This window comes from Streptomyces sp. NPDC007991, assembly GCF_042958445.1.
GTDB lineage: Bacteria > Actinomycetota > Actinomycetes > Streptomycetales > Streptomycetaceae > Streptomyces.
This window is the reverse complement of sequence record NZ_JBIBJD010000009.1, coordinates 243,472-260,155: the sequence shown is the minus strand read 5'-3', so window position 1 is coordinate 260,155 and position 16,684 is coordinate 243,472. Positions and strand designations below refer to the sequence as shown.

At 72.1% G+C, this 16,684-nt stretch carries 15 protein-coding genes; 6 read left to right on the top strand and 9 right to left on the bottom strand.

All coding sequences use genetic code 11. The annotated features are described in order from the left end of the window. Nucleotides 1–71: 71 nt before the first annotated feature. On the bottom strand, nt 72–857 hold the full coding sequence (locus ACFZDA_RS26540) for a TIM barrel protein (protein WP_391086154.1): 786 nt from the start codon (nt 855–857) through the stop codon (nt 72–74). A gap of 144 nt (nt 858–1,001) precedes the next feature. Between ACFZDA_RS26540 and ACFZDA_RS26535 the strand changes: the two genes are divergently transcribed. From ACFZDA_RS26535 to ACFZDA_RS26525, 3 genes are all read left to right on the top strand, one after another. Next, nucleotides 1,002–2,027 carry a substrate-binding domain-containing protein gene (locus ACFZDA_RS26535; RefSeq protein ID WP_391086152.1) on the top strand — a complete coding sequence of 342 codons (1,026 nt, stop codon included), beginning with the start codon at nt 1,002–1,004 and terminating at the stop codon, nt 2,025–2,027. 58 nt (nt 2,028–2,085) lie between these two features. Then, complete coding sequence (locus ACFZDA_RS26530; RefSeq protein ID WP_391086150.1) at nt 2,086–2,811, top strand: hypothetical protein; 726 nt, start codon at nt 2,086–2,088, stop codon at nt 2,809–2,811. Nucleotides 2,812–2,972: 161 nt separating this feature from the next. Further along, complete coding sequence (locus tag ACFZDA_RS26525; RefSeq protein ID WP_391086148.1) at nt 2,973–3,614, top strand: hypothetical protein; 642 nt, start codon at nt 2,973–2,975, stop codon at nt 3,612–3,614. Nucleotides 3,615–3,632: 18 nt separating this feature from the next. Here ACFZDA_RS26525 and ACFZDA_RS26520 read toward each other — a convergent pair whose 3' ends face one another. The 3 genes from ACFZDA_RS26520 to ACFZDA_RS26510 form a co-directional block, all read right to left on the bottom strand. Then, complete coding sequence (locus ACFZDA_RS26520; protein WP_391086146.1) at nt 3,633–4,079, bottom strand: hypothetical protein; 447 nt, start codon at nt 4,077–4,079, stop codon at nt 3,633–3,635. Nucleotides 4,080–4,164: 85 nt separating this feature from the next. Then, complete coding sequence (locus ACFZDA_RS26515) at nt 4,165–4,875, bottom strand: TIGR03943 family putative permease subunit (protein WP_391086144.1); 711 nt, start codon at nt 4,873–4,875, stop codon at nt 4,165–4,167. Beyond that, entirely contained in the window at nt 4,872–5,897 is a 1,026-nt protein-coding gene (locus tag ACFZDA_RS26510; protein ID WP_391086142.1) for a permease, read from the bottom strand. Before ACFZDA_RS26510 ends, ACFZDA_RS26515 begins: the two co-directional genes overlap by 4 nt. A gap of 180 nt (nt 5,898–6,077) precedes the next feature. On the opposite strand from ACFZDA_RS26510, the gene ACFZDA_RS26505 reads away from it, so the two are divergent. Continuing rightward, nucleotides 6,078–7,976: an NAD-binding protein gene (locus ACFZDA_RS26505; RefSeq protein WP_391086140.1), complete on the top strand. Its 1,899-nt coding sequence runs from the start codon at nt 6,078–6,080 to the stop codon at nt 7,974–7,976. A gap of 92 nt (nt 7,977–8,068) precedes the next feature. On the opposite strand, the gene ACFZDA_RS26500 is transcribed toward ACFZDA_RS26505, so the two are convergent. Then, entirely contained in the window at nt 8,069–9,937 is a 1,869-nt protein-coding gene (locus ACFZDA_RS26500; RefSeq protein ID WP_391086138.1) for a prolyl oligopeptidase family serine peptidase, read from the bottom strand. A 100-nt stretch (nt 9,938–10,037) separates the two neighbouring features. On the opposite strand from ACFZDA_RS26500, the gene ACFZDA_RS26495 reads away from it, so the two are divergent. Further along, nucleotides 10,038–10,862: a methyltransferase domain-containing protein gene (locus tag ACFZDA_RS26495; RefSeq protein ID WP_391086136.1), complete on the top strand. Its 825-nt coding sequence runs from the start codon at nt 10,038–10,040 to the stop codon at nt 10,860–10,862. Nucleotides 10,863–10,912: 50 nt separating this feature from the next. Next, entirely contained in the window at nt 10,913–11,710 is a 798-nt protein-coding gene (locus ACFZDA_RS26490) for an SURF1 family cytochrome oxidase biogenesis protein (RefSeq protein WP_391086134.1), read from the top strand. Between the two features lie 108 nt (nt 11,711–11,818). Here ACFZDA_RS26490 and ACFZDA_RS26485 read toward each other — a convergent pair whose 3' ends face one another. The 4 genes from ACFZDA_RS26485 to ACFZDA_RS26470 all read right to left on the bottom strand — a co-directional run bounded on the left by ACFZDA_RS26485 (nt 11,819) and on the right by ACFZDA_RS26470 (nt 16,462). Then, complete coding sequence (locus ACFZDA_RS26485; RefSeq protein WP_391086132.1) at nt 11,819–12,859, bottom strand: hypothetical protein; 1,041 nt, start codon at nt 12,857–12,859, stop codon at nt 11,819–11,821. 116 nt (nt 12,860–12,975) lie between these two features. Then, nucleotides 12,976–13,551, bottom strand: coding sequence for a SigE family RNA polymerase sigma factor (locus tag ACFZDA_RS26480; protein ID WP_355842505.1), 576 nt, complete (start codon nt 13,549–13,551; stop codon nt 12,976–12,978). Nucleotides 13,552–14,084: 533 nt separating this feature from the next. Further along, nucleotides 14,085–15,170 carry an aspartate-semialdehyde dehydrogenase gene (locus ACFZDA_RS26475; protein ID WP_391086129.1) on the bottom strand — a complete coding sequence of 362 codons (1,086 nt, stop codon included), beginning with the start codon at nt 15,168–15,170 and terminating at the stop codon, nt 14,085–14,087. After that, a complete protein-coding gene (locus ACFZDA_RS26470) occupies nt 15,170–16,462 on the bottom strand; it encodes an aspartate kinase (protein ID WP_391086127.1) in 1,293 nt (430 codons plus the stop codon). The genes ACFZDA_RS26475 and ACFZDA_RS26470 overlap by 1 nt, the downstream gene beginning before the upstream one ends. Nucleotides 16,463–16,684 lie beyond the last annotated feature (222 nt).

Genomic DNA, 16,684 nt, shown 5'->3' with positions numbered 1-16,684 from the left:
CCACGGCCAGGCCTGTCCGCGCCGACCAGCACCATGACGCGCACCCCACCAGCGTCGGCGCCCCGTCGCCGTCAGAGCGTGAAAGCCGACCGGAAGCGCTCCAGTGCCAGTTCGCTGTCACCGCAGGCCCAGGCCTCCATCGCGATCGTGCCCTCGTAGCCGATCTCCTTCAGGGTGCGGGCGAGGGCCGGGTAGTTGATCTCGCCGGTGCCGGGTTCGTGGCGGCCGGGGACGTCGGCCACCTGGATCTCGCCGATCAGGTCCAGGGCGTGGGCCTTGCGGACCAGTTCGGTCAGGTTTCCTTCGCCGATCTGGGCGTGGTAGAGGTCCAGGTTCATCCGGAGCCCCGGGCGGTTCACCGATTGGACCAGGGCCAGGGTGTCCGACGCGGTCGCGAACGGGACGCCGGGGTGGTCGACGGCCGTGTTGAGGTTCTCCAGCGTGAAGACCACGCCCGCGTTCTCGCCCAGCCCGGCGAGGCGGGTGAGGGTGTGGTGGGCGGTGATCCACTGAGGGCCCGTGGGGTCGCCGGGCACCGGCGTCACCGGCAGGCCCTTGTCGTCCAGGCCCGTGCCGTGCAGGTTCAGGCGGGGGCAGCCCAGTTGCTCGGCCGCCCGGATGGACTCCTCGGCGGTGCGCAGGAGCTCCGCCGCGCCCTCCTCGTCGGTCAGGGTGCCGCGGATGTAGCCGGTCATCGAGGAGAACTCGGCCGGGGTGCGGGCCAGGGCGTCCAGGTCGTGCCGGGTCCAGTCCCAGATCTCGGCCTGGAAGCCGGCGTCGTGGATGCGCCGGGCCCGCTCGTCGATCGGCAGGTCCAGGAAGACCATTTCGGCGCAGACCGCCAGGGTGTACACCATCGCCAGTTTCCTCTCGCCTTGAGTGTTCCGGCCAGAACGTCGACCCACGTCGACTAGAACGTTCTAGGAGTCTGCCTTATATCGCGCGCAGGGGCTAGAACGTTCTAGGATCGGCTTCGGCGACGACCCGACCTGGAGGAACCCGTGACACAGACTCCTGCGGTCCCGGACGGAAGGCGGCCGACGCTCGCGGACGTCGCCGCGCGGGCCGGTGTGTCCACGGCGCTGGTCTCCATCGTGATGCGGGACGCGAAGGGCGCCAGTGCGGCCACGCGGGAGCGCGTACTGCGGGCGGCGCGGGACATCGGCTACCGTCCTGACGCCCGCGCGCGGCTGTTGCGCAGCCGGCGGTCCCGGCTGCTCGGGGTGCAGTTCGGCCTCCAGCAGCCGTTCCACGCCGACCTGGTCGAGGGCATCTACGCGGCGGCCGAACCGGCCGGGTACCAGGTCGCGCTGAGTGCCGTGGCCGCCGGGCGCGGCGAGCGGCGTGCCGTCGAGGCGCTGCTCGCCGACCGCTGCGAGGCGCTGGTCCTGCTCGGTCCGCAGGCCCCCGCCTCGCGACTGGCGGAACTCGCCGGGCAGGTGCCGGTCGTCTCCGTCGCCCGCCGGCTGCGCTCACCGCTCCCCGGGCTGGAGGTCGTACGGACCGCCGACGACGAGGGAGCCCGGCAGGCCGTGGACCATCTCGTCGGCCTCGGGCACCGGGACATCGCCCATGTCGACGGCGGCCGGGCGCCGGGCGCGGCCGACCGGCGCCGGGGCTACCGCGCCGCCATGAACAGCCACGGCCTGTCCGGCCGCCTCCGTGTCCTGGCCGGCGGGCTGACCGAGGAGGAAGGTGCCGCTGCCGCCCGGGGTCTGCTGGCGGTCCGCCCGCGCCCCACCGCCGTGCTGGCCTTCAACGACCGCTGCGCCACCGGCGTTCTCGACGTGTTCCTCCGCTCCGGTGTCACGGTGCCCGGCGACATCTCCGTCGTCGGCTTCGACGACAGCCACCTGGCCCGGCTGGCCCACATCGACCTCACCACCGTCGGCCAGGACATCCCGCGCCTCACCCGGCTCGCGGTCGGCCGGGCCGTCGCACGTCTGGAGGGTGAGGAGGCCGCGACCGGGGAGGACGTCGTCGCGCCTCGGCTCGTCGTGCGGGGGACGACGGCCGCGCCTCGCTGAATCCCGGACCCCGCCGCGGCCGGGACCCCTCCCGCGGCCGGTGTGGTGGCATGCCCGTATGGGCGCTGAGCGAGTGCTGATTCTTCATCAGGGGGACGATCTCGACGTCGGGGAGGTCCAGGAACTCGTCGACTCGGTCGAGAGGGAGTCCGGTGACAGCCTCGTCGGGACGCGGGTGACCACGTACCCGGCAGCCGAGCCGGCCGAGTCGGTCGCCCATGCCCTGGTGCTCCGGCTGGAGAGTGACCGGGACGTCGCACCCGATCCGTTGTCCCGTACGAGCACGTACGCCTACGAGCTGTCCGGCGGGCGGGCGGTCCTAGCCGTCGTGGTGTGGGCCGATGAGGTCAACGCCTGGGTACGGCGGGTCGTCCCCCAGCACATGGCCAGGGTCGAGGCCACCGGCATGGCCCTGACGCGGCGGCCGGGGTGGGAGCGGCTGGCCGGAGAGGACGCGCTGGCCTTCGTCGCCAGGGCCGGGGACGGGGACGGGCGGCGGTTCGGTGACGACGTGCACGTGGTCGTGAGCCTCCTGTCCAGCACGAAGCCGCGGCGGATCCGGCGGCTGATGTCCGGCGGATACCTCCAGTGGGTGGACGGTGTGTTCCGCCGCGCCGGCGCCTCGCTCGGCCGCGTCGACGTCGCGCACTGGCTGGTGTGCGTGGACGGGCCGGCGCGCGTTCTGCATCTCGCCTATCTCGCCGCCGACCGGAACGTGATGCCGTTGCTGCCGTGGGAGGTGCTGTCCCGTGCCGAGAAGCGCGGCGGTAGGAAGCTCACCTAGGACGGCGGCGGGGCGCCGCGGGCGTGAGTCGAGTGCGTGAACCGGAGGGCGGGCGAGCAATGGGACTGTTTCGGAAACGGCGTGAGCGGCCGGGGGGCGAACCGGGTGCGTCGCGGCAGCACGGGGATCAGGGGCGGGGGCGGTCCGCCGATGACGCGTACGTGCTTCTGCGGGATGCCGGCGGGGAGTTGGAGGGCCTGTGGATCGGCGACGTGCGGCGGGCCGACGACGCCTTCATCGGGGAGGTGCTCGCCCGGCACGGGCTGGGGGACGATGTGACGACCTCGCGGTACCGGGTCGTCCACAACACCTTCAACGACCGCGGCGGTGTCTTCGTCAGGTTCGTCGGGGACGCGTCGACCGCCGGAGCCGGTGGGCTGCCCCGGCGGGAGCTGGTCGTCGGGGACCGGCACTGTCCGGTGCACGAGGACTTCGACGCGTTCGGCCGCGAGGCCGCCGCCGGGAACGTCGCACTGCTGAAGACGACCGTCGACGCGGCGTCGGCCGGTGACCTCTACTCGCTGTACGAGGCGCTGTCGGAGGTCTACGGCGATCAGGCACCGCAGGCCCGGGCCGCCCTGCGCGCCCCGCTGCAGTGCGCGACGTGCCTGCGGCTCTACCCGGCCAGGCTGATCCATCTGCGGGACATGAAGCGGGAGGGCAGACCGATGGGCGGGACGGTCAGCAGCGAGGAGGGCGCCCGGCAGGTCAACCGGGCACTCGCGATGACCGCGTGTCTGGACTGCGGCGGCGAGGTCGCGGTCTGGGTGTACGACCCCCACGCCGCGGATCAGTCGCAGTGATCCGGGTGGGGCGGGCTGTCAGGACAGCGCCCCGGCCAGCGTTCCCGCCAGGGTGAGGGTGAGAAAGACCGCGCCCCAGGCCATCGCCCGGCGTATGCAGCGGTACTTGAGCCAGGCCGTGCGGGACAGGGCCTCCAACTGCCTCGCCTCTGAGGAAGAGGCGGCCTGGGCGGTGTGCCGGGGTGATACGGCCAGACCGAGGAGGACGAGGGACGGGGCGCAGGCCGCACAGCCGGACCAGACCAGGAGTTGGGGGATCACGGCGTACTGGCCCGGCGCGATGAGGCCGCCGGCGATCGCGCCGAGCAGTGCGGTCAGGGCCGCGCCCAGGGTCGCCAGCGTCAGTCCGGCCTTGCTGTCGGCCCTCGCGAGTTGCTCACGGGCCTCGGTCAGCAGGTCCCGGGTGGATTCCGCCGCGCGGTCGGGCCGCGTACCGGTTCCGGTTCGGCGAGTCGATGTGGTCATGCCTCCCCCTCGCTGATCAGCGAGATTCCCGAGTACCCGGAAGCGGCTCTTCTAGTACCCGGCGTGGTGACACCTGGTACGGGGCTCAGGTGTTCCATGTCTCGTCGTACGGGTCGGTCGGTACCGGTACCGGTCTGGCGCTGGTGACGTCGAGGTACGGAACCGGGCCGTCGTTCACCGGGTCCTTGGTCCGGCGGGGTGTGTACCGGCCGGTGATCTCCAGCCAGGTGTCCGGGCTCAGGACCGGCGGGATGTTGCCGGTCAGGGCGATCTTGACCGGCTGGGCGTCCGCCGCGCAGCAGTTGAGGCCCATGCGGACCAGATAGGGGCTGCCCGATCGGTCCAGGGTGACGAAGCCGGTGATCTTCAGCTCGCGGCCGCGGAGGTTGCGGCCCTCGTCGTACACCGCTCGGCCCGCGTAGTCGGCCACGCCGAGGCGGAGGGGTTCGCCGGCGGGGAGGTCCGGGAAGCCGAAGGGCTTCGTCAGGGCCGTGCCCGTGTGGGCCGCGCTGTAGGAGCCCAGGGCCGGCGGGGAGACCAGGATCAGGGCGAGGACGGGGAGGGTGAGGAGCCAGGAGATACGGGGCTCGTGGTGATGGTGTTGCCGCTGTCCGCGTGCGCGGCGGCGTTCGTACCAGAGTGTCGCCGCCGCCGTCGCGATCAGCACCACGCCCGCCAGCAGCACCAGCGGGCGCAGGCCCGCCTTGACGTAGCGCAGGTACAGGTCGGTCAGGCCGGCGTGCAGGAGTGTCGCGCCGAGCAGGAAGAGGAGGGCGGTCTGGGCCAGGCGGTTCACAGCAGGACCGATCCGGTCAGGGCCGACACGACGACGGCCAGGGCGAACGTCGCGGGGGCGAAGCGCAGGGCGAAGGCCCGGCCGAAGGTTCCCGCCTGCATCGCGAAGAGCTTCAGGTCGATCATCGGCCCCACCACCAGGAACGTCAGACGGGCCGTCAGCGAGAACTGGATCAGGGACGCCGCCACGAACGCGTCCGCCTCCGAGCAGATGGACAGCAGGACGGCGAGCACCGCGAGGGCCAGCACCGAGAACACCGGATTCCCGGCCGCCGCGCGCAGCCACTCCTCCGGCACCACCGCCTTCAGCGTCGCCGCGGCCATCGCACCGATGACCAGGAAACCGCCCGCGTGCGTCACGTCGTGGCGCACCGAGCCCCAGAAGGCCGCGCCCTTGCCCTGCCCCTCGTACGAGGGTCTGTCCGGCGGGCGCAGCCAGTCCGTGCGGCCGACGCGGTGCCAGAGCCAGCCCATCGCGCAGGCCACCAGCAGGCTCGCGAGGAAACGGGCCAGGACCATCTCCGGGTTGCCGGGGAAGGCCACCGCCGTCGCCGTCAGCACGATGGGGTTGATGGCGGGTGCCGAGAGGAGGAACGCCAGCGCCGCCGCCGGTGTCACCCCGCGGCGGACCAGCGCCCCGGCCACCGGCACCGACGCGCACTCGCAGCCCGGCAGCACCGCGCCCGCCACGCCCGCGACCGGCACCGCAAGGGCCGGGCGCTTGGGCAGGGCCCGGGCGAAGAAGGACGGCGGCACGAACACCGCGATCGCCGCCGACAGCAGCACGCCGAGCACCAGGAACGGCAGCGCCTGGACCATGACCGCGACGAACACCGTCATCCAGCTCTGCATCACCGGTGCGGACAGGGCTCCGCGGATCGGGCCCTGGAGCATCACGGCCGTGAGCAGGAGGAGGGTGAGCAGGAGGGGGGAGTTGAGGTGCCTGCCCTCTTCCTGGCCCCGGTCCGCCTCGAAGTCCCCGCGCTCTCCGCTGTCCTGTGGGACGGTCTTGGTGGTGGCCACGGGCCCGGTACCTCCGGTGGTGCGCAAGGGCATGCATTGCCTCCCCTTCTGTACGGCCGGGCCCCGCCGGGCGTTCAGCCACCGCTGTCCCCTTCTGGAACCAGCCGTCCCGGTGAGGCAGTCTTCTCCCTTGTGGGGAGCGTTCCGAACCAAGGTCTGCCAGGTGATCCGGCCACGCACATGATCGTGTGCGGGGACGACGGGCTCGCGCACCGGCTGGCCGCCGAACTGCGCGGTGTGTACGGCGAACAGGTCACGCTCGTCGTGCCGCCCTCGGGGCGCCGGGTACGGCAGCCGGTGGTCGGACGGGCCCGGGCCGCCTCGGCGGCCCTGCTCGACCGGGTCAGCGCGGCCGTCAACCGCACGGGCACGGGCGGCGCCGAACCGGCCGCGAACGAGCAGATCGTGGAGGCCCCCGAGGTCACCGAGGCCGTCCTCACCGAGGTGGGCGCCGACCGGGCGGCCGCCCTGGCGCTCGTGTACGACGACGACGAGACCAACATCCGCGCCGCGCTCACCGCCCGCCGGCTCAACCCCCGCATCCGGCTCGTACTCCGGCTGTACAACCGGCGGTTGGGCCACCACATCGAGGAACTGCTCGACCAGACGGCGGCGGTGGCCTCCGGCACGGGTCCCGGCACGGGCGGCGGACTGGACGCGTCGACGACCGTACTGTCCGACGCCGACACGGCCGCTCCCGCACTGGCCGCCACCGCCCTCGTCGGCACCAGCAAGGTCGTCCAGACCGAAGGGCTCGTCCTGCGCGCCGTGGAACGGCAGCCGCCGCGGCCGGGCGAGGTGGCCGACCCCGGCCTGTGCACCCTGGCGCTGCTGTCCGCGACCTGCAACGACCCGGCCGGGGCGGACGGTTCCGAGGGCAGCGGGGAGCAGGGTCCGCGACTGCTGCCGGACGAGACGGCGGTGGCGTCGGCGACCGGGCGCGGGACCGTCGTCCTGGAGCAGGTGTCGTACTCCGGGCCGTCCCTGCCCGCCGGGCTGGGTGCCGTGCCGCCGCTCGCCTCGCTGTTCTCGCGGCGGCTGCGGTGGTCGCTGGCCGGTCTGGTCGGGTGTGTGTTCGCGCTCGCCGTCGCGTTGATATTCGTGACCGGGGAGCATCCGCTGTACGCCACGTACGTCACGCTCCTCGACCTGTTCGGCATCAACGATCCCGCGTACCACGCCTCGACCGGGCGGCAGGTGCTGCAACTGCTGTCCGGGCTGGTCGGGTTGCTGCTGCTGCCGGTGCTGCTGGCCGCGGTGCTGGAGGCACTGGGCACGTTCCGCAGCGCGTCGGCGCTGCGCAAGCCGCCGCGGGGGCTCGGCGGGCATGTGGTGCTGCTCGGGCTCGGCAAGATCGGCACGCGGGTGCTGACGCGGCTGCGGGAGCTGCACATTCCGGTGGTGTGCGTCGAGTCCGACCCGGAGGCCCGCGGCATGGCCACGGCGCGGCGGCTGCGGGTGCCGGTGGTGCTCGGGGACGTCACACAGGAGGGGGTGCTGGAGGCCGCGAAGATCCACCGGGCGCATGCGCTGCTGGCGTTGACCAGTGCGGACACGACGAATCTGGAGGCCGCGCTGTACGCACGGTCCGTGCGGCCCGATCTGCGGGTGGTGCTGCGGCTGTACGACGACGACTTCGCGACAGCGGTGTACCGGACGCTGCGGGCCGCGCATCCGTTCGCCCTGACGCGGAGCCGGAGTGTGTCCCATCTGGCCGCGCCCGCGTTCGCCGGGGCGATGATGGGGCGGCAGATTCTGGGGGCGATTCCGGTCGAGCGGCGGGTGTTGCTGTTCGCGGAGGTGGAGGTGGCCGGGCATCCGCAGTTGGAGGGGCGGACGGTCGGGCAGGCGTTCCGGGCGGGGGCGTGGCGGGTGCTGGCGCTCAACACGGCGCCTCCTGGGGGGCGGCGGGGTGAAGGGGAGAGTACGCAGGAGGAAGGGGCGCCGGCTTCGGGGCTGGTGTGGGATCTGCCTTCCACCTATGTGCTGGGGGCCGGTGATCGGGTGGTGCTGGCGGCTACGCGGCGGGGGTTGGCGGAGTTGCTGGGGCGCAGGCGGCGGGAGCGGGCGGGGGCGTGATCGCCGAGCGGTGTATCACGCCCCAAGGGGCGCGGGGAACTGCGCGATCAGCCACCACGCGCCCGCAGCCGCCACACCCACGCCCTCCCGAGCTACTGGGCGTTCGGCCGCCCCTTGAGGTGCCTCTCCGCGAACTCCAGTTCCAGTCTCACCTGCTTGATCCGTTCGTCCACCACCAGTGAGCCGTGCCCCGCGTCGTAGCGGTACACCTCGTGGACCGCGCCTCTGGCCTCCAGGCGCTTGACGTAGTTCTCGATCTGGCGGATCGGGCAGCGGGGGTCGTTGACGCCGGCCGAGATGTAGACCGGGGCCTTGACCCGGTCGACGTAGGTGAGGGGCGAGGAGGCCTCGAAGCGGTCGGGGACCTCTTCGGGGGTGCCGCCGAGGAGCGTGCGGTCCATCGCCTTCAGCGCTTCCATCTCGTCGTGGTACGCCGTGACGTAGTCGGCGACGGGGACCACCGCGATGCCCAGCGCCCACGCGTCGGGCTGGACGCCGAGGCCGAGGAGCGTGAGGTAGCCGCCCCAGGAACCACCGGTCAGGACGAGACGGTCGGGGTCCGCGAGGCCGGAGGTGACGGCCCATTCACGGACCGCGGCGATGTCCTCCAGTTCGATGAGGCCCACGCGGTGCTTCAGGGCGTCCGTCCAGGCACGGCCATAGCCCGTGGAGCCGCGGTAGTTGACACGGATCACCGCGTAGCCGTGGTCCACCCAGGCCGCCGGGCCCGCGGCGAAGGAGTCGCTGTCGTGCCAGGTCGGACCGCCGTGGATGTCGAAGACCGTGGGGAGCGGGCCGCTGCTGCCCGCAGGCTTCTGGACGAGCGCGTGGATACGGCCGCCCGGCCCCTCCACCCACACGTCCTCCACCGGCACCGAGCCGGGTGACTTCAGGCCGGGCGGGTCGAGGACGACACCGCCGGACGTGGAGCGGACCGCCGACGGTTCGGCGGCCGAGGACCACAGGTACTCCACGCTGCCGTCGGGCCGGGCCGTGGCGCCGGACACCGTGCCGGGCGGGGTCGGGATCTCCGTCAGGGCGCGGCTCGCCAGGTCGTAGCGGAACAGCTCGCTGCGGGCCTCGAAGCTGTGCGCGATGAGCAGGCCGGTGCCGTCCGGGTACCACTCGGCGCTGACGTCGCCCGGCAGCTGAAGCGCCAGGTCCGTCTCCTCGCCGGAGGCGACGTCCCAGACCAGGGGCTCCCAGCGGCCCCGGCGCTGGTGGCCGATGAGGAGGCGGGTGTCGCCGTCGACGGGGGCGAAGCCGAGGACCTCCAGGCCCAGCTCGCGCGTCCCGCCCTCGGTGTCGTCGAGGTCGGCGACCGGGGTGCCGTCGGTGCGCAGGACGCGCAGGGCGGAGTGCATGGCGTCGCCGTGCTCGGTGTGCTCGACGGCGATGAGCGAGCCGTCGTGGGAGAGGTCGCCGACGCCGGCCGACTCGCGGTGGCGGTAGATCTCCACCGGCTCCTCGCCCGTGCGGACGAGGTGGATCGTCGTGCCGTCCTCGTCGGTCGAGCGGCCGATGACCGCCGTACGCCCGTCACGGCCGAGGGCGAGGCCCGCCGGGTAGGAGGGGTCCAGGCCCTCGGCGGCGGGTTCGTCCGCGCCGCCCTCGAAGGGCTGGCGGCGCCAGACGCCGAACTCGTCGCCGTCCTTGTCGTCGAACCACCAGATCCAGGCGCCGTCCGGGGACAGCACGCCGTCCGTCGTGCCGTTCGGCCGGTTCGTCACCTGGCGTTGCTCGCCCGTCTTGCGGTCCCAGGCGTACAGCTCGTACGTCCCCGTCGCGTTCGACACGAACAGGGAGCGGTCCGGCGCGTCCTGTGCCCAGTCGGGCAGGGACACCCGGGGCGCCCGGAAGCGCTTCTCCCAGTCCGGCATCCGCTCCTGCTGTGCCGCCTGTACCTCTGGCTCGTGCTGGTCCCGCTGATCCCTCGCGTCGGATCCGTTGCTCTCAGTCATGGCCCCATACTGCCCGCCCTCACCGACAATTCGCTGGCGAGCTCCTCAGCCTGTGGATAACCTCCACCGGTCCCCCTTCCCAGCAGGTCAGGAGTCACCCATGTACTCCCCCACCCCGGCCGACTGGCGCGACGCCAACCGGGCCCACTGGGACGAACGCGTCCCGCTGCACACCACGGGCGGTTTCTACGACCTCGACGCCTTCCGGGCCGGGCAGGACCCCTTGCGGGACTTCGAGCTCGCCGAGGTCGGCGACGTCTCCGGCCGCTCGCTGCTGCACCTGCAGTGCCACATCGGTCTCGACACCCTGTCCTGGGCCCGGCACGGCGCCGACCGCGTCGTCGGCCTCGACTTCTCCGCACCGGCGGTCGACGTCGCCCGCGGCCTCGCACGCGATCTCGGCCTCGGGCAGGACCGGGCCGCGTTCGTCGCGGCGGACGTGTACGACGCGGCCACCGCGGTGCCGGACCCGTCGTACGACATCGTCTACACCGGCGTCGGCGCGCTGTGCTGGCTGCCCGACATCGGGCGCTGGGCCGAGACGGCGGCCTCGCTGGTGGCGCCCGGCGGGTTCCTCTACCTGTCCGAGTTCCACCCGCTCACCGATGTCCTCGACGACGAGACGGGCTCGCGGATCACGTACGACTACTTCGCCCGGGACGCCTGGATCGAGGAGAGCCCGGGGTCGTACGCGGCCGAGGGCGCCGAGTTCGTCCACAACCGGCGCGTGGAGTGGCAGCATCCGGTCGGCGAGGTCGTCTCGGCGCTGGCTGCGGCCGGGCTGCGCGTCGAGTTCCTGCACGAGCACGACGTCTCGCTGTTCCGGCGGTTCGGGTGCTTCGAGCGGCGGGACGGCTACTTCCGCTATCCGGCGGACCGGCCGCGGATCCCGCTGATGTACTCGGTCCGGGCCCGCAGGGACTGACGGCCGACCCCGCGGGCCGGGCCCGCCCCGCTGCCCCGTACCGTAAGGGTGTGTACCGGTTTCTGCTGACGCCCCGATGGTGGGGGATCAACGTCTTCGTGCTGTTGTCCATCCCCTTCTGCATCTTCATGGGGTCCTGGCAGCTGGGCCGGTTCGAGGACCGGGTGCAGGATCACCGCACGGCGACCGAGCAGGTCGCCGAGGCGCGGCACGAGGCGCCCCGGCCGCTCGGTGAGATGCTGCCGGTGACCAAGGCGACGTCCGGGAGGCAGGTCACCGCGACCGGCCGCTACGTCAAGCAGCTGCTGGTGCCCGGCCGGGAGCTCGACGGCAAGCAGGGCTTCTACGTCCTGACGCTGCTGCGCACCGACTCGGGCCAGGCGCTGCCCGTGGTACGGGGCTGGCTGCCCGGGGCCGCCGACGCGGCGAAGGCGCCCGCCGCGCCCACCGGTGACGTCACGGTGACCGGGGCGCTTCAGGCGTCCGAGACGCCGGGTGACAACGGCGTCAGTGCGCAGGGCGGTCTGCCGGCCGGGCAGACCGGGGCGATCAGCGCGGCGTCTTTGGTGAACCTGGTGCCGTACGACGTGTACGACGCGTGGGTCACCTTGGCGAGGGGTGACTCGGGGATGAAGGCGGTGCCGGCGAGTGCGCCGCCGGGATCGGGGCTGGATCTGAAGGCGTTCCAGAACCTTGGTTACACCGCCGAGTGGTTCGCCTTCGTGGGGTTTGTGATCTTCATGTGGTTCCGGTTGCTGCGGCGCGAGGTCGAGTTCGCGCGGGATGCGGAACTGGGGCTGGTGGCGGAGCAGGAGCAGCCCGTCGCTGTGGACGCCGGAGCCAAGTGACGCGGCGTCGCTGTTGAGGGCGGGTGGGTCCGCAGCCCGGCGGTGCGGGATGCCGCCCGCGCCCACCCGTGCCGCCCCGGGCGGCACGCATGCCCGCGGGCTGTGCCGCTACGACCCCGCCAGTACGCCCGTCCAGTAGACCGTCCCCGCGCACGCGTTGGACACCGTCACCGACGTCGCGCCCGAGCCGGTTGCCGGGGTGTACGTCACCGCCACGCTGCCCTCGGGTGTGCCGTCCTCCGTGGCCAGCTGTGGGGCCGTGCCCGTGTCGCCGGCGGTGGAGGTGCCGCCCGTGGTGCCACTGTCCGCCGTCGGTGTGGGGTCGGGCGTGGGATCAGCGGGGTCGCCCGGGTCGCCGCCGGGGGCGGGGCAGGTCTCCGTGGGGACCCAGGCGAACTTCACGTCGTAGGCCACGCCCGGCGCGAGCACCAGCTGAGTGGCCTCCAGGGACGGGTCGGGCAGCCCGGCCGCCGCGTCCCCGGCCGTGTGCCGGACCGAGCCGATCTTGGTGGCGTCGGCCGAGCCCTGGGCCAGCGCGCTCACGTCGCCGGGGCCGGTGACCGTGCAGCTCGCCGCGGAGACGTTGGTGACACGGAACGATCCGTAGACCGCGCCGGTGGAGTCGGGGGCGGCGCTGCTGCCGGTGGCGGGGCCGAGCTGGGCGGCGGTGCATGCCGGGATGCCGGCGGCGGTGGTGGAGGACGGGCCGGCACCCTGGGACGCGCCCGTCGAGGCGCCACCGGTGGCCTTGCCTTCCTTGCCCTTCTCCTTCTTGTCGCCCTTGCCCTTGCCCTCGGTCTTGCCGGGCGAGCTGCCCGCGGTGCTCTCACCGCCGTCGGGGCCCTTGCCCTGGCTCGCGCCGCCCTGGGCCTCGGAGGCGAGGCCGGCGACCGACGGGTTGGCGTCGGAGCCGGAGTTGGAGACGTGCACCAGGGCGGGGACGGCCGTGCCGATGAACAGCGCGGCGGCGGCCATGCCGACGACGGCCTGCCGCTTGCGGGCCCGGCGCTGGGGCACCGCCTTCCGCAGATAGTCCAGGGTGCCGTCGCGCGGCTCCACCTGCGGCACCACTTGGTGCAGCATCCTGCGCAGGTCCAGCTCGTCCGAGTCGAACCCCTCGGGGCTCTGGTCGTCCAGGCCGTGGTTCACAGTTCCGTTCCCAGCGTGCGATTGCGTCGGATCTTGCCCGTGCAGCCTTGTCGGCTCGTGCCACTCGAAGGGTTCGTGCCGGTCGCGCCCGTCGCGGGGCACGCCGTTGCCGTCGCTCATGCCGGCGCCTCCATGGCGAGCCGGAGCGCCGCGATGCCGCGCGAGCCGTAGGCCTTGACCGAACCCAGGGATATGCCGAGGGTCTCGGCGACCTGGGCCTCGGTCATGTCCGCGAAGTAGCGCAGCACCAGCACCTCGCGCTGGCGGCGCTGGAGGCCCTTCATCGCCTTGATGAGGGAGTCGCGCTCCAGCTGGTCGTAGGCGCCTTCCTCGGCGCTGGCCATGTCGGGCATGGGCTTGGACAGCAGCTTGAGGCCGAGGATGCGGCGGCGCAGCGCCGAGCGCGACAGGTTGACGACCGTCTGACGCAGGTAGGCCAGGGTCTTCTCGGGGTCGCGGACGCGCTTGCGGGCCGAGTGGACACGGATGAAGGCCTCCTGGACGACGTCCTCGCAGGAGGCGGTGTCGTCGAGGAGGAGGGCGGCGAGACCGAGCAGCGAGCGGTAGTGCGCCCGGTAGGTCTCGGTGAGGTGGTCGACGGTGGTCCCGGCCGCGACACCGTCCTCGACGCCGTCACGCTGGTTCGGGATGCGGGCCGGCCGCGCTGCGGGCACGGGCGCGATCACCGGCATGCCACCGGCGGTACCGGGCATGCGGGGTCGTAGAGCCGCCGGACGGGGCGGTCTGAGGACCGTGCCGCGTGCCGCGCTGAAGTCGAGTACCTCTGCCACGTCTGTTGGACACGCTCACCCCCGTGAGGGTTGTACGTGCCGGGCATCACATTCACGACGACCTCGGCCGTCGACGGTCTACCCGCGTCAGGCAGCGCAACCGGTGGTGCATCAATTGCCCTCATGCGTCCCGCTCTTCCCCTATATCCATATGTGAACGGGCGTCCCCACGCCCGCTTCCAGGCGTCCCCACGCCTGCATGCACGTCCCGCGGCCCGGAAGGGCGATCGCAAAGACGCTCCCCGCCCTCCGCGCGGTTGCGGAGGGCGGGGAGGTAAATCCTCGGATGCCGATGGGGTCCGGGACAAGTGGTCCGGACCATCGACCTGCTCACATGTCGTAGGGAGATCCTACAAACCGCCTATGACACACAGCGGGGGATTTCGGCGTACCGAAACTTCCCGAAACCCGGGCAGGGCCACCGGGTCGGCGCGTCACGACAGCTCGGCCGCCACGAGTTCGGCGATCTGCGCCGTGTTGAGCGCGGAGCCCTTGCGCAGGTTGTCTCCGCAGACGAACAGTTCGAGCGCCGTCGGGTCGTCCAGCGCCCGCCGGACCCGGCCGACCCACGTCGGGTCGGTGCCGACCACGTCGGCGGGGGTCGGGAACTCGCCCGCGGCCGGGTTGTCGAACAGCACGACCCCGGGCGCCGTGGCGAGGATCTCGCGGGCCTTGTCGACGGTGACCTCGCCCTCGAAACGGGCGTGCACGGTCAGCGAGTGCGTGGTGATCACCGGTACGCGCACGCAGGTGACGGCCACGGGCAGGCGGGGCAGCCCGAGGATCTTGCGGGACTCGTCCCGGACCTTCAGCTCCTCCGAGGACCAGCCGTCCTCGCGCGGCGACCCGGCCCACGGCACGACGTTCAGCGCGACCGGCTCCAGGAACGGCCCGGTGTGGTCGCCGACGGCCCGCCGTACGTCACCCGGGGAGGTCCCCAGCTCCGTACCGGCCACCAGGGACAGCTGCCGGCGCAGCGTCTCGACGCCGGCCCGCCCGGCCCCGCTGACCGCCTGGTACGAGGAGACCACCAGCTCGCGCAGCCCGAACTCGGCGTGCAGCGCGCCCAGGGCCACGATCATGGAGAGTGTGGTGCAGCTGGGGTTGGCGATGATGCCGCGCGGGCGCATCCGTACGGCGTGCGGGTTGACCTCGGGCACCACGAGGGGCACCTCCGGGTCCATCCGGAAGGTGCCGGAGTTGTCGACCACCACCGCGCCCTTGGCGGCGGCCAGGGGCGCCCACCGCTCGGCGACCTCGTCGGGGACGTCGAACATGGCGACGTCGACCCCGTCGAAGGCGTCCTCGGTGAGCGCCATGACTTCGGTCTCCTCGCCGCGCACGGCCAGCTTGCGGCCGGCCGAGCGCGGGGAGGCGATCAGTCGGATCTCGCCCCAGATGTCCGCCCGCTGGGACAGGATCCGGAGCATGACGGTGCCGACGGCGCCGGTCGCTCCCACGACGGCGAGCGTCGGCCGCACGGACCGGCCGGACCCGTCGGCCCGTCGGAGGACGGCCATCAGCGGCCGGTGCCTCCGTAGACGACGGCCTCGTCGCTGTCGGAGTCGAGCCCGAACGCGGTGTGCACGGCACGGACGGCCTCGGGCACGTCGTCGGCGCGCGTGACGACCGAGATGCGGATCTCGGAGGTCGAGATCAGCTCGATGTTCACACCGGCGTCGGACAGCGCCTTGAAGAAGTCGGCCGTGACACCGGGGTTGGTCTTCATCCCGGCGCCGACGAGGGAGATCTTGCCGATCTGGTCATCGTAGCGCAGGGAGTCGAAGCCGATGGTGCCCTTGTTCTTCTCCAGGGCGTCGATGGCCTTGCGGCCCTCGGCCTTGGGGAGAGTGAAGGAGATGTCCGTCAGACCCGTGGAGGCGGCGGACACGTTCTGCACGATCATGTCGATGTTGATCTCGGCGTCCGAGATCGTCCGGAAGATCGCGGCGGCCTCGCCCGGCTTGTCCGGCACGCCGACGACCGTGACCTTGGCCTCGGAGGTGTCGTGCGCGACACCGGAGATGATGGCCTGCTCCACCTGCTTGTCCCCTTGCTGCTGTGACTTTCGAACGAGTGGCTCACTGCTGACCCACGTGCCCTGGAGTCCGCTGAAGCTGGACCGGACGTGGATCGGGATGTCGTACCGGCGGGCGTACTCCACGCAGCGGTGGAGCAGCACCTTCGACCCGGATGCCGCCAGCTCGAGCATGTCCTCGAGGGAGATCCAGTCGATCTTCCGGGCCTTCTTCACCACGCGCGGATCGGCGGTGAACACGCCGTCGACGTCGGTGTAGATCTCGCACACATCGGCGCCGAGGGCGGCGGCAAGGGCCACCGCGGTGGTGTCGGAGCCGCCGCGGCCGAGCGTGGTGATGTCCTTGGTGTCCTGGCTGACGCCCTGGAAACCCGCCACGATCGCGATGTTGCCCTCGTCCACCGAGGTCTTGATCCGGCCCGGCGTGACGTCGATGATCCGGGCTTTGTTGTGGACCGAGTCGGTGATGACACCTGCCTGGCTGCCGGTGAACGACTGGGCCTCGTGGCCCAGCTTTTTGATCGCCATGGCCAGCAGTGCCATGGAGATCCGCTCTCCGGCGGTCAGCAGCATGTCGAGCTCGCGCCCGGCAGGCATCGGGGAAACCTGCTCGGCGAGATCGATCAGCTCGTCCGTCGTGTCGCCCATCGCGGAAACGACGGCAACCACCTGGTTGCCGTTCTGCTTCGCTTCCACGATTCGCTTGGCGACGCGCTTGATGCCCTCGGCATCGGCTACGGAGGAGCCTCCGTACTTCTGCACGACAAGGCCCACGTGCGCTCCTCGCTCAATCCGTCTCTATCCGCTCATACGCATTCGTACTGCGGTCGGCTCAGTCTAACGAGCGTCCGAAAAACCCCTCCGCGATATCGCATGGTGAGACTTCCGGGGGTACTCGTTCAGATCTGCTCATGCCCATCTGGGCACAGGCCACGCGAGAAAGTGCCCGGCGTCACAATCGCACGTGCCCGCTCCGGGTGACTCAACTTTCAAGCA

What these genes read in the sequence shown, in the direction of transcription:
- ACFZDA_RS26540 (WP_391086154.1), bottom strand. Translation starts at nt 857, where the DNA reads ATGGTGTACACCCTGGCGGTCTGCGCCGAAATGGTCTTCCTGGACCTG.
- ACFZDA_RS26530 (WP_391086150.1), top strand. Translation starts at nt 2,086, where the DNA reads ATGGGCGCTGAGCGAGTGCTGATTCTTCATCAGGGGGACGATCTCGAC.
- ACFZDA_RS26520 (WP_391086146.1), bottom strand. Translation starts at nt 4,079, where the DNA reads ATGACCACATCGACTCGCCGAACCGGAACCGGTACGCGGCCCGACCGC.
- ACFZDA_RS26505 (WP_391086140.1), top strand. Translation starts at nt 6,078, where the DNA reads ATGATCGTGTGCGGGGACGACGGGCTCGCGCACCGGCTGGCCGCCGAA.
- ACFZDA_RS26500 (WP_391086138.1), bottom strand. Translation starts at nt 9,937, where the DNA reads ATGACTGAGAGCAACGGATCCGACGCGAGGGATCAGCGGGACCAGCAC.
- ACFZDA_RS26495 (WP_391086136.1), top strand. Translation starts at nt 10,038, where the DNA reads ATGTACTCCCCCACCCCGGCCGACTGGCGCGACGCCAACCGGGCCCAC.
- ACFZDA_RS26480 (WP_355842505.1), bottom strand. Translation starts at nt 13,551, where the DNA reads ATGCCGGTGATCGCGCCCGTGCCCGCAGCGCGGCCGGCCCGCATCCCG.
- ACFZDA_RS26475 (WP_391086129.1), bottom strand. Translation starts at nt 15,170, where the DNA reads ATGGCCGTCCTCCGACGGGCCGACGGGTCCGGCCGGTCCGTGCGGCCG.